General features: G+C 41.7%; 12 protein-coding genes and 1 other RNA gene. 5 read left to right on the top strand and 8 right to left on the bottom strand.

Annotated features, from left to right (window positions below; genetic code table 11):
- Nucleotides 1-14: 14 nt before the first annotated feature.
- The gene (locus tag Q8M62_RS03060) at nucleotides 15-368 is read right to left on the bottom strand and encodes a hypothetical protein (protein ID WP_092728940.1); all 354 of its coding nucleotides are present in this window, start codon (nucleotides 366-368) and stop codon (nucleotides 15-17) included.
- Between the two features lie 374 nt (nucleotides 369-742).
- On the opposite strand from Q8M62_RS03060, the gene Q8M62_RS03055 reads away from it, so the two are divergent.
- Nucleotides 743-1,855 carry a Fic family protein gene (locus tag Q8M62_RS03055; protein ID WP_304899199.1) on the top strand — a complete coding sequence of 371 codons (1,113 nt, stop codon included), beginning with the start codon at nucleotides 743-745 and terminating at the stop codon, nucleotides 1,853-1,855.
- A 51-nt stretch (nucleotides 1,856-1,906) separates the two neighbouring features.
- On the opposite strand, the gene ssrA is transcribed toward Q8M62_RS03055, so the two are convergent.
- Nucleotides 1,907-2,308, bottom strand: a transfer-messenger RNA (tmRNA) gene (ssrA, locus tag Q8M62_RS03050).
- Nucleotides 2,309-2,600: 292 nt separating this feature from the next.
- Here ssrA and Q8M62_RS03045 point away from each other — a divergent pair.
- A complete protein-coding gene (locus tag Q8M62_RS03045; protein ID WP_304899198.1) occupies nucleotides 2,601-3,743 on the top strand; it encodes a DNA polymerase III subunit gamma/tau in 1,143 nt (380 codons plus the stop codon).
- Nucleotides 3,744-3,880: 137 nt separating this feature from the next.
- Nucleotides 3,881-4,336: a hypothetical protein gene (locus Q8M62_RS03040; protein WP_304899197.1), complete on the top strand. Its 456-nt coding sequence runs from the start codon at nucleotides 3,881-3,883 to the stop codon at nucleotides 4,334-4,336.
- Here Q8M62_RS03040 and Q8M62_RS03035 read toward each other — a convergent pair.
- The 4 genes from Q8M62_RS03035 to Q8M62_RS03020 form a co-directional block, all read right to left on the bottom strand.
- A complete protein-coding gene (locus Q8M62_RS03035; protein ID WP_304899196.1) occupies nucleotides 4,333-5,325 on the bottom strand; it encodes a DUF3078 domain-containing protein in 993 nt (330 codons plus the stop codon). The genes Q8M62_RS03040 and Q8M62_RS03035 overlap by 4 nt on opposite strands.
- Before the next feature lie 23 nt (nucleotides 5,326-5,348).
- Nucleotides 5,349-6,926 (bottom strand): lytic transglycosylase domain-containing protein, encoded by a 1,578-nt coding sequence (locus tag Q8M62_RS03030; protein WP_304899195.1) that lies wholly within the window; start codon nucleotides 6,924-6,926, stop codon nucleotides 5,349-5,351.
- A 61-nt stretch (nucleotides 6,927-6,987) separates the two neighbouring features.
- Nucleotides 6,988-7,632 (bottom strand): O-methyltransferase, encoded by a 645-nt coding sequence (locus Q8M62_RS03025; RefSeq protein WP_092728934.1) that lies wholly within the window; start codon nucleotides 7,630-7,632, stop codon nucleotides 6,988-6,990.
- A gap of 3 nt (nucleotides 7,633-7,635) precedes the next feature.
- Nucleotides 7,636-8,865 (bottom strand): pitrilysin family protein, encoded by a 1,230-nt coding sequence (locus Q8M62_RS03020; RefSeq protein ID WP_304899194.1) that lies wholly within the window; start codon nucleotides 8,863-8,865, stop codon nucleotides 7,636-7,638.
- A 112-nt stretch (nucleotides 8,866-8,977) separates the two neighbouring features.
- On the opposite strand from Q8M62_RS03020, the gene Q8M62_RS03015 reads away from it, so the two are divergent.
- Complete coding sequence (locus Q8M62_RS03015; RefSeq protein ID WP_304899193.1) at nucleotides 8,978-10,267, top strand: aminopeptidase P family protein; 1,290 nt, start codon at nucleotides 8,978-8,980, stop codon at nucleotides 10,265-10,267.
- Nucleotides 10,268-10,474: 207 nt separating this feature from the next.
- Nucleotides 10,475-10,621: a type II toxin-antitoxin system VapB family antitoxin gene (locus tag Q8M62_RS03010; protein ID WP_370690529.1), complete on the top strand. Its 147-nt coding sequence runs from the start codon at nucleotides 10,475-10,477 to the stop codon at nucleotides 10,619-10,621.
- A gap of 145 nt (nucleotides 10,622-10,766) precedes the next feature.
- On the opposite strand, the gene Q8M62_RS03005 is transcribed toward Q8M62_RS03010, so the two are convergent.
- Both Q8M62_RS03005 and Q8M62_RS03000 read right to left on the bottom strand, forming a co-directional pair.
- Nucleotides 10,767-11,240: a hypothetical protein gene (locus Q8M62_RS03005; RefSeq protein WP_304899192.1), complete on the bottom strand. Its 474-nt coding sequence runs from the start codon at nucleotides 11,238-11,240 to the stop codon at nucleotides 10,767-10,769.
- A 2-nt stretch (nucleotides 11,241-11,242) separates the two neighbouring features.
- Complete coding sequence (locus Q8M62_RS03000) at nucleotides 11,243-11,743, bottom strand: hypothetical protein (protein WP_304899191.1); 501 nt, start codon at nucleotides 11,741-11,743, stop codon at nucleotides 11,243-11,245.
- Nucleotides 11,744-11,772: the final 29 nt, after the last annotated feature.

The raw sequence follows: 11,772 nt of genomic DNA, 5'->3' as shown, positions 1-11,772 counted from the left end.
CGTTTTTCGATTATTTACCGAAGAAAAAAAGTTTCATCGTCACAGATCCGCATGGTCTTGGATACGATACACCCCTTAAAAATATATTCTCCGGGTTGACTTCCTTTATATTTTTTGAGGGATGAGACCGTGCCGGCTTTGCCGCTTACTTCTTCTGAAAACACCACCTGTCCATTGATTTCCCAAATCATATTCCATTTGTTAGTAGGTGGAAGGCCTCTGACCACGAGTAAAAGTCCTACACTGTCTTTGAGATTTTGATTAGGTCCTCCTACCACTGTTACCTCTTCCACAGTAAAATCTGAGGGCTCAGGAGGAATAATATTGCAGCCTAAAAGGATAAAAAATAGTAGAGGTAGTTTTTTCATAAGGATATGCCTGAATTTAGAAAGTAACACGCAATGAGAATAAATGGATTTGAAAATTATTGAAATATTGTTCTGGAAAAACAAAAAACCTCTCAGAATAACTCATAATGAGGGATAAAATGTCTTTGTTTCAATCCAAAAGCATTGGGGAAAGTCTTGGATAGGAACAACTCCGATTAACGTTTTAATTTCAGTTTAATCTGGATACCCTTTCAAGATGCGTCCATTTTTTTTTAATAATCTGGACACATAGGCAAAAAGTGTCCATTTCGCGAACATAAATTACAAACATGTTCATTATATGTTAAAAAATGAACATATTTTTCTGATATGTTCAAGTTTATGCTTAAATTTGGACATAAAATGATTGCTTTATGGCCTACGATCGATCTGTTCCTTTCAATGATTTGCCACTTTTGCCACCTTCCCAGGCGATAGAGGATGATGTTGTCATTTTGAAAAAACTGGTAACCGCATCCCGAGCTTTGGCTTCGGTAAATTCCAGTGTGTTGCGATTGCCAAATCCGACAATGTTGGTGAATACCGTTGCCTTGCAAGAGGCAAAAACCTCAACTGAAATTGAGAATATTTTTACCACCGAAGATGAATTGTACAAAGCCGTGTCTGATGTGATTCAAGAGGAAAAAGCAGACGCAGCCACCAAAGAAGTTCTTTGGTATCGGGAAGCCTTGTGGGAAGGCTTTGCCAAAATGAAAAAAAATCAGGGAATCGATCAGAAGGTGGTTTTGGGGATTTTTCAGGCGGTCAAAAATACCAATTCAGGATTCAGATCGCCGGCTTCTCAGACGATTATAAAAAGGGGAAATAGTGAATTTCGATCCGGAGAGACTATTTATACTCCTCCAAGAGGAGAAAAGCTACTACAAGATTTGATGATGAATTGGCTGACCTATTTGAATGATAGCGAACAGTTCTCGACAGATCCACTACTAAAAATGTGCATTTCCCACTACCAATTTGAGGCCATTCACCGATTTTCGGACGGAAATGGGAGGACAGGTCGTATTCTGAATCTACTGTATCTGGTGCAGGAGAAGTTGCTGAATGTCCCTGTTCTTTACCTTTCAAAATATATCATAGTTCACAAGGAAGACTATTACTATCACTTAGCTGGAGTTACCCAGCGGGGAGATTGGAAAAGTTGGATTCTCTACATGTTGGATGCCGTGGAAAACACGTCGATCCTCACACAAGAATTGGTAGAAGGGATTTTTAATCAAATGGAAGCCACGCTTGACTATGGGAAAAGCAAAATCAAGTGGTATTCCAAAGAAGTCAATGAATTGATTTTTTCGCAACCGTACCTGAAAGCCAAGTTTTTGGGAGAATTGTTGGAGGTAAATTCTAGAACCACGCTGACCAAATACTTCGCTGAACTGTCAGATGCGGGAATTCTCTCGCCTAAAAAAGATGGCAAAGAGGTGTATTATGTCAATGAAGAGCTGGTGAGGATTTTAGGGAGGTAAAATCCTTGAAATCAATAAAAAAAACCTCTCAGAATCATCCGAGAGGCTTTTTTGTGGAGCTGGCGAGATTCGAACTCGCGTCCAGATAAGGAAACACCGTACCGTCTACATGCTTAGTCATCTGTTGTTTTTTCGATCAGAATATGCTGGATGACACACCTCACGCTGACTTAGCTATTGGTCTTAGGCCTGCTTAATAGCATCACAGGCAGCAGTCCGATCAAGTCGACACCCCTTGATCCACCCCGAAAGGACGGGGGGCGGAGGGATGTGGCTGGGGAATCACTCTCGTGACTCAACCCTTTAAGCGATCTATCCTAAGAGGTTAGATTAAGCAGCCATGGCGTAAGAAGTTTCGCCATTTATCGTTCGTATGAATCTTTTAAGGCCGTACATACTCCAGCCTGCATGCGAGCCCGATCTTTACACTTACTGTCAAAACCGGTCAGCCCCATTTTGTTGAGATGACAAAAGTAATCCAATTTTGGTTCCAAATCCGGGAAATTACGAAGTACGAGTTACGAAATACGGGGCTTGGTATGGAGTTAATGCTTCTGACTCTAGGCAACCATTTCAATCTGACAACATATTTATCATACAACTTGGCCACCTCCATTTTTCAATATCTTAGCCTGCCGATTTTTCAATTTTACAATCCTGCTAAAAATCAAAACCTTAGCGAAAAACTTTTGAAAAGGGCATTTTACACTCGGTCGGAATATCCACTTTTTTATATCTTGCAGCAATGGAAAACTTCGTCGTCTCGGCAAGAAAATACAGACCGGCTGATTTCAAAAGTGTAGTGGGGCAACAGCACATCACCACTACGCTTCAGAATGCGATCAAAAACAATCACCTCGCACAGGCATTTCTCTTTTGCGGACCTCGTGGTGTGGGCAAGACCACCTGTGCTCGGATTCTTGCCAAGACGATCAATTGTGAAAATGTCACCAATAACGAGGCTTGCGGCAAATGTGATTCTTGCGTTTCCTTCCAGAATAATGCTTCTTTCAATATTTACGAGCTTGATGCCGCCTCCAACAACTCGGTAGATGATATCCGTAACCTCGTCGATCAGGTTCGTTATGCGCCTCAAAAGGGCCAATACAAAGTCTATATCATTGACGAAGTTCACATGCTCTCGACAGCTGCCTTCAATGCCTTTTTGAAGACCTTGGAGGAGCCTCCGAAGTATGCTATTTTCATTTTGGCGACTACGGAAAAGCATAAAATAATTCCCACGATTCTATCTCGCTGTCAAATTTTTGATTTCAACCGAATTCAGATTAAGCACATAGCCGAGCATTTGAGAGAGATTGCCGAGAAAGAAAAGGTCGATTATGAAGACGAAGCCCTGCGCCTGATAGCCACCAAGGCGGATGGTGCATTGCGGGACGCGCTTTCTATTTTCGACTTAATTGTCACCTATTCTGCCGGCAAAAAAGTCACCTACAAAGAAACTATCGAGAACCTGAACATTCTCGATTATGACTATTACTTTAAAGTTGTGGATGCATTGTTGGCAGAGGACCTGTCCGCAACACTTTTGATTTTTGATGAAATCCTGAAGAAGGGTTTTGACGGTCACAACTTCATAGTGGGATTGAGCGAGCACTTCAGGGATTTGCTGGTTGTCAAAGATGAGGCTACAGTAGAACTACTCCAAGTATCTGAAAGCGCCAAGGAAAGGTACATCCTCCAAACTCAAAAATCCTCCGTTTCTTTTTTGCTTTCTGCACTAAACATGGCAAACCAGTGTGATATCCATTATAAGGCCAGTAAAAATCAGCGATTGCATGTAGAATTGGCCCTAATGAAAATGGCAAAACTTCCGCAAGCCTTTCGACTGGCGACACTATCCATTGCTGAGGCAAAAAAAAAAGCCTGAGTAAACTAGAAGAGGCTGAAAATCCAGAACCTGCATCAATTCAGGCCATAATTCCTGCTGATTTTTCAACTGCTAAAAAGACTCCTTTAAAGACCACTATTTCGATTCCAACCAGTCTATCCCAAACCAAAAAATTGGTGGATGACAAAGCTAGACTGACAGAGGAAGCTGCCGTACGTAAAAGTCAGGAAAAAATAGAAGTTAAGCCGATTGGGACTTCAGTCCCCTTGACACAACAGCTGTTCGATTCACATTTTGTGTCAATTCGTGAGCATTTCAAAAAAAGTGACAAGAATTTTGAGTTGGCAATCCTGGATCAGGAAATCAGAGTTCTTGCCGGTGGAGAAGTAGTACTCGAGGTAGTTGGGCACATGCAGGAGGAAATTGCAGGTAAAATGAAATCGGAGTTGGTCGGATTAATCCGTCAACTCACAGGTGCTGATCGCGTTTTGATCACTGTGGAAGTAAAAGAAGAGGTAGAAAGCGGAGCCCCAAAACTTTATACCAACACTGACAAATTCAATTATTTAAGGGAAAAACATCCTGCACTGGCAGAGCTTCAGCGAAAGTTTGGATTGGAGGCAGATTTTTAAAAATCCAAAGAAATCCCAAAATTGATCAGATTTTGAAGTTGAATAGCCTGTTTTGACGTGCCATCAGCCTGCCTGACAAAAACCTCTTCATCGTAAATCAGTGCAGTTTCAATACGGGTGGATATGTATTTATTTACCTTAAGTCTAATGATCGAATTGAAATTTACTACCAGATTGCCAAATCGCTCATAGTTGGAAAAGAGATTAAGATCAGCTTTCCAAGTCACATTTTCCATCAATACAAAATCCGCCACTCCTGCGGCAAAAGACATCCCCGCTTCCGCCCGTACATTTTCTCCCGGTGTCACACCAAATGCGCCAACCCGACTGAGCGAGTCATTCATAACGATTGTAAATCGGCCTGTGAATGGAGAAAGGATAACTGAAAACCGGCTTTTGTTTTTATAGGTTTTCCTATAGTTCAGACCGGTAGAAGATTGCAGGTATCCCGGAGAAAGAAGGTCCGAAATTTTAGTCCGTATTTCAAATTCACTTCCTGGTGGGCGGGAATATCTAAATCCTGCCAATAGCTGAGTCCTTGCATCCAACTGTGTAGTCAAGTACATCACATCGGAGAGTTGCCGTCCATAATTGCTGACGAAAACAAAGTTGTCGTTGGATTTTCTCGTTTCGAAATCCCGCTCCCCCTGACGGTTAAATCCCAAGTTTACATTTAGTTGCGTGTCCCAAACTTTGTTGTCTTTCTTGTAGTTAGCAAACAATGCAAAACCCGAATTTAGAGCAAATGAACTTGTTCCTCCTGCTGCCCAATTGCTGAGGGTGACTTGTTGAATATTGAGATTATAATTTCCACCGGTTTTCCAGAAAACCTCCTTGACCGGTTCATTGACCAAAATCGAATCCCCAAGCATCAGTAAGGTGTCTCCATTGATCAACACTGTGTCTGGAATGATTAATCTATCCTGAGCAACAGCAGTAAGGCTCAGAATAAAAAATAGAATTCCTGTTAAAAGAAGATTTCTTTGCATTAAAGGGGATTTTGACAAACTGATCAGGGTTTTAAGATAACCAATTTTTGACCTACACTGATGATGTTTTGGCTACCAATACTATTCCATGATTTCAAATTTTCAACGGAAACTCCGTACTTTCTGGAAATAGCAAAAAGGGTTTCTCCTTGAGCAACGGTATGAGTAATCCTTTCTGGTTGATTTACGGATGGCTTTTCCGGCTGTGGCTCCGGTACCATCTGTTCAGGCGCTGTGGTGGCAATTACCGTTCTTGTTTGCGGTGCTGGCTGAGTGATCGGGATGATTGGAATCTCTTCCCCGCGTTTTCTGGGCTCACGTAGATTCAGAAGCATTCCTGCTTTTAAGTCAGCATCTTTTCTGATCCGGTTTTTGGACTTCAGTGAGGCTAGCCGAACACCGTATTTTTGCGAAATGGACCAAAGTGTTTCTCCCGGCAATACCAAGTGAGTTTCAACTTCCGCACTGGTTTTTTTCTTTTCGGTATAATAGTATTTACCGGTTTCGATTCGCTCATCTGAATTCATGTCGTTCAGACGCAGGAATTTTTTCTCCTTTAATCCTATTTCTTTCGAAAATTTACCTGGAGAAGTGGTTTTTGCAGCTAAAACACCATCTAATTCATTGACTGTAATTTGGTTCGGCTGGTTTGCTTTAGTGGTATTTCCCGAAATTCTCGGATAAGAATTTGCCTGTTTATAGACAGGAGAATTTTTTTCAGCAGCTGTGTAAACGGGTGTTTTCTGAGGAGTATCCTCAGATTTGCTTATGGCAGGTTCCATCGGAAGACTTCCTGCTTTAATGTAAAAAACCGTAAATGTCCCCGCGGGCACTTTTCCGTTTCCAGCCCATTTATTGTACTCCCTGAGATGTTCTTCACTTACGCCTAATCGCTTGGAAAGTGTGGCCAAAGTAACCGGTCCCTGTACTTTCATTTCTACTAACTGTCGGTTGGAAACGAACATTCCAATCTGATTCTCATAGGCTATTTTATGTGCCAGGAATTTTTTGAAATACCAATGCGTATTGCGATCGACTTCAATGACTTTCTTCCCTGAATACTGATTTCCGAAGTAGGCTTTTGCTCCACCTAGCCCCATTTGATAAGAAACCAACGCCGTCATCCAGTTGTCGAGAGAACTGTTGTGCTTTCTGAGATATAGTGCTGCCCCACGGGAGGAAGACGCTATGTTTTTGCGATCGTCTACCTGTGCATCTACCCGAAGTCCTACCTCCTCCGCCGTACCTTGCTTGAACTGCCAAAAGCCAACCGCATTTGAAGTTGAAACGGCATCAGGGATCAACCCACTTTCCTGGATCACAAGGTACTTTAAGTCCTCCGGGACACCCAGACTTCTCAACTCGCGCTCCACTATGGGCATATAGAGGTTGATTCGGTCTTGTTTTACTTTGAAATAGGATGGATTGCGGTATTGAGCATCCACGTCCAATTGGATTTCGCGTTGCGCTTGCGGGGTAATTTTTACGGTCAAGTCTGCAAATTCAAGTTGTGCAGGAACTTGTGGAATCTGAGCTAGTAGCGAGTGCGTACAGAGAGTTAAGGAAAAAAAGGATAACAGTGTGAATTGCAGGAATTTCATCGAAAGGGTCTTTCGTTTTATTTATCCCTGTTGAGCAAAAATGATTCCCATTTTGCAGCAATCAGAGTTTTCTGGCCATGAGTACTCCGTCCCGGATGGGAAGCAGGATATTTTCAACCCTAGGATCGTCCTGTATTTTTTGGTTGAACGCTAAAAGAGCCCTGGTGTCCTTATCTATTTTCTGTCCTTCTTCGACGAGGATTTTTCCTGACCAAAGTACATTGTCAGCCAAAATGATTCCCCCACTTGGGACTTTGTCAATGATCAAATCGAAATATTCCGAATAATAAAACTTGTCGGCGTCAATAAACACCATGTCAAATGGGCCATCTAAAGTGGGAATGATTTCCCGGGCATTTCCCAATCGATAATCGATTTGATCTGCCAGTCCACTTTCTTCGAAAAACCCTCTCACCATCGACTCCAGCTCATCATTGATATCTAAGGTGATCAATTTTCCTCCGGATTTTAGTCCTCTCGCCAGACAAATCCCCGAATAGCCGGTATAGGTGCCAATTTCCAGAATTGTCTTTGGGCTGAGCATTTTTGCGAAAAGCTCCAGCATCTTTCCCTGCAGATGCCCTGATATCATGCGGGGCATCAGGACTTTGGACTGAGTCTCCCGGGTGATTTTCTTCAAAAGCGGATCTTCAGAACTGGTGATCGATTCACAATATGCCAGAAGTGCCGGGTCAATAAATTCCATTTTTTAATTTGGGGTATAAATCAAATAACTGAGCTGCTCAGGACTGAAAATATCCTGTGCGATCTCCTGAATTTCTTCAGCCGTAGTCGATCGTATTTTTTCAAAGATCAAATCCAAAGGATCGATTTTTCCATGATCGATTAAGCTTTTGCCATAGACAAGCATGAGCGCCGCGTAATTTTCCTCAGCCATTGCCATCTGCCCGATGGCTTGTTCCTTGGCCATGTGAAGTTGTATGTATCCGAGTTTTTTGTTTCGGAGCTTCTCCATTTCCCGATGAACGATGGTCAGGGATTTTTTGAGCGTCTTTTCTTCGGTGCCAAAGAAAATGCCAAAAAATCCAGTGTCTGAAAAGGCCTGATAACTTGACTCAATGCTGTACACGTATCCATGATTTTCCCGTAGGGAAAGATTCAGACGGCTGTTCATCGTGGGTCCACCGAGGATATTATTCAGGAGGTAAAGCTTGAACCGATTTGGGTCGTGAAGTGAATAGGCAGGTCGACCAATGGCGCATAGGGACTGGGTGACATCCCGTTTGACAGTTTTTCGCTTAGGATGGTAATCATGAAATCCGCTTCTTACATACAAAGTGTGCTTTGGCTTGATTTCATTTAAAGCTCCTTCAATTCCTTTTAGGGCCTTCTCAAACGTGATATTTCCAACTATCGAAAACACGATTTCGGAAGTGTCCAATCGGGAGGAAATGAATTCGAAGAAATCCTGCTGGGAAAATCTGGAGACGGTATCCTCTGTGCCAAGAATATTTCTGCCCAAGGCGTGATTTTCAAATACCAACTCGTCCAGTTCATCCTGAATTGAATCATCCGGAGAATCCCGGTACATCGCCATTTCTTCCAGGATCACCTGCCGTTCCTTTTCGATTTGCTTGGCAGGGAAAGTACTGTTGAACGTAATGTCAAAAAGTAATTCAGCCGCCTTGTTGTAATGTTCTTTTAAAATAGAGGCGTAAAAACATACTTTCTCCTTGGTAGTATAGGCATTGAGCTCTCCGCCAAGCGATTCCAGCCGATTGATGATGTGGAATGTTTTACGCTTGTGGGTGCCCTTGAAGGCCATGTGTTCCCAGAAGTGCGCTAATCCCTCCAGTTCTTTGTCCTCATCCCTACTGCCTATATTCAAAACAAATCCACAATGGACCACTCGGGTATGCGTGACTTGCTGGTGTACAATACGAATCCCGTTGGAAAGTTCTTTTATATTTAACTGCATGCTGCTATTCTGTCTCCTTCTCGGAAAATACACATAATTGCTAAAACTGTAATGACGGGAATTTAATTCAGGAAAGAGACGAATTGTTAACTTTAGGCTGAAATTAATCGATATGAAATATACTCCATTACCCAAAGAACTCTATATCCGAAACCGATCAAAGTTTGCCGGTAAATTGGCAAAAAACGCAGTAGCAATTTTTAATTCCAACGACATCATGCCGACTAATGCTGACGGCACGATGAAATTTCGGCAAAACAATGACTTGTTTTACCTCTCAGGAATCGATCAGGAGGAAACCATCTTATTGATTGCGCCGGATTGCCCAAATCCTGCCATGCGCGAGGTTCTTTTCCTGAGAGAAACCAACGAGGTGATAGCAGTTTGGGAAGGGCACAAGTACACCAAAGAAGAAGCCGAGGCTGCTTCAGGCATCAAAAATATCCAGTGGCTGTCCAATTTTGAGCAGGTTTTGAACACTGTGGTGATGCTTTCGGAGCGGATTTATCTGAATACGAATGAGCACTTGAGAGCAGGAATCGTAGTCGAAACTCGTGATGCCCGATTTATTAAATCCTGCAAGGAAAAGTATCCTTTACATGCGTATGATCGCGCTGCTCCAATTATGCATCAATTGCGTGGCGTGAAAGAACAGGAAGAAATTGACCAAATGCAAGTCGCTTGTGACATCACAGAAAAGGGATTCCGAAGGATTCTCTCCTTCATCAAACCCGGTGTCACCGAATATGAAATTGAAGCGGAATACCTCCATGAATTTGTAAGAAACAGAAGCAAGGGCTTTGCTTACGAACCCATCATCGCTTCCGGGGCCTCAGCATGTGTACTTCATTACATTGAGAATAATAAGGCCTGTAATGACGGCGAATTGCTCCTCATGGATGTCGGAGCTGAATACGGGAATTACAATGCAGACATGACTCGGACGATTCCTGTCAACGGGCGATTCAGCAAAAGACAGCGTGCGGTTTATGATGCAGTTTTGAGAGTACATAAGCAAGCCGCTAGCATGTTAGTGCCCGGGACGAATATCCAGGATTATCACAAGGAAGTGGGTTTGATCATGCAATCAGAATTAATCGGATTGGGATTAATTGATCAATCAGATATTAGCAACCAAGATCCTGCTTGGCCGGCATACAAAAAATACTTCATGCACGGAACTTCCCATCATTTGGGATTGGATGTGCATGATGTAGGAACTATGCATAATCCGATTACGACTGGGATGGTCTTTACCGTGGAGCCGGGGATTTACATTCCAGCAGAAGGGATTGGGATTCGGTTGGAAAACAACATCGTGATTCAGGAAAACGGCTATTTCGATTTGATGCGAAATATTCCGATTGAAGCGGAGGAGATAGAGGAGTTGATGAATAGCTGACTTGGTTGGAAGACCGGAGACCGAAGACAGAAGACATCTAGAGTTTAGCATTTCCCGATGAGCTGGTTTCCATAAAAAAGAACTTTTCTTAATTGAAATGCTCTCCGGAAATTCCTTTGGAGGGCATTTTTCTAAGGCGCATTTATAAATGATTGTCATTTATAAATAGTAAGGAGAATGAGAACAAATGTCGATTTAAATCACTAGCTGATTGATGAGATTATGAAAATAACCAGCATCAAAACCAAGAAGGAGGTGGTTCATCGTGCTTTGGAAGAATATTTAAGAAGGCTCAAATTAACTGAATTAGCAGGGTTGGCAGGGGAAATTGAGTGGGAAAGTGATAGATCTTGAATCCTGCTAAAACTGAAAAACCCTCTCAGAGAAATCTTAGAGGGTTTTTAATTATTTGATAATCTGAAAATTACCCGATTCTCTTGAAAGCATTTACAGTCAAACCTTTGTTTACACCTACCAGTTGAGGTGGGAATTAATTTTTTTAAAACACAATTTCCGTTATAAATGGATAATCATTTCCCCCTTTTAATTCAAGAGGTTCATTTTCAAGCCTAGCTCCGGTCGGAACAAAGTAGGATAAACCGCATAGGATTTTTTTCTCAACTGCCGAATATTTTAATGAGATTGTATGATTCTCTTCCAGTTGGATAACATATTCAAAAGTGGTCTGTCTTGGTATGGATAATTTTAATGTGTTATCGTATATCCTAATATCCGCATCGGGAACTGCGAATTGACTTGCTGGATTAAATCGGATGCTTTCTCCCCTTAAAAGGGTTATGTTATTTGGGTCAAGAGTTCCGTTTTCAATCAAATTGTTTCCACTGGTATCGACTAGCTTGAGGTAAAGGGAAGGGAATGCGGGATCATACCTTTCGCAGTCAACTTCATCATCTACGTTCGAACAATTGGAAAAAAGAAATCCTATCAGGATGATTGTAAGTAGCTTTTTCATAATTATTGGGTAAGCTTAATTATAACAGGATTTAACTGATCAGTTTCTTTATCCCATAGGGTTTGACCATTCTGGGAAATTCTGATTATTAATGAGGGATTATTGGCGGAATTAAAAGTAAAGTTTAAAGTGTCAACTAGGGATTCATTCCATTGGATAAAGCCTTTAATTTCTTTGTTTTTGCCATTATACTGGAATTGGAACTTAGCATTCAAGATTCCATTTATTTCAACTGGAGCTATTCCGAAAGGGTTGTCTAATATTCCTCCTCCTTCGACCCGATACATTTTTGCTTCTCCATTTTCTATCAGGAAAAGTCTGATTTTACTAATGTCAACTGATCCTTCCGTCTGAGGATCTAATAAATTGTTTGCTTCAGAATTCTGGAGATTGACATAAAATTCCTGGGAAATAACCATGTCACAACAGTCACGCCTATCAATGCAGCCAGTAAATGATACTAAAATCAAAGCAAGGTAAAATAGAAGTTTATTTTTTTTCATGATGTAAAAACTAGAGCTTAAAAACTATG

It is taken from the genome of Algoriphagus sp. (assembly GCF_030694375.1).
Classification (GTDB): domain Bacteria; phylum Bacteroidota; class Bacteroidia; order Cytophagales; family Cyclobacteriaceae; genus Algoriphagus.
The sequence above is the reverse complement of the archived record's forward strand: the minus strand, read 5'-3'. Positions and strand labels throughout refer to the sequence as shown.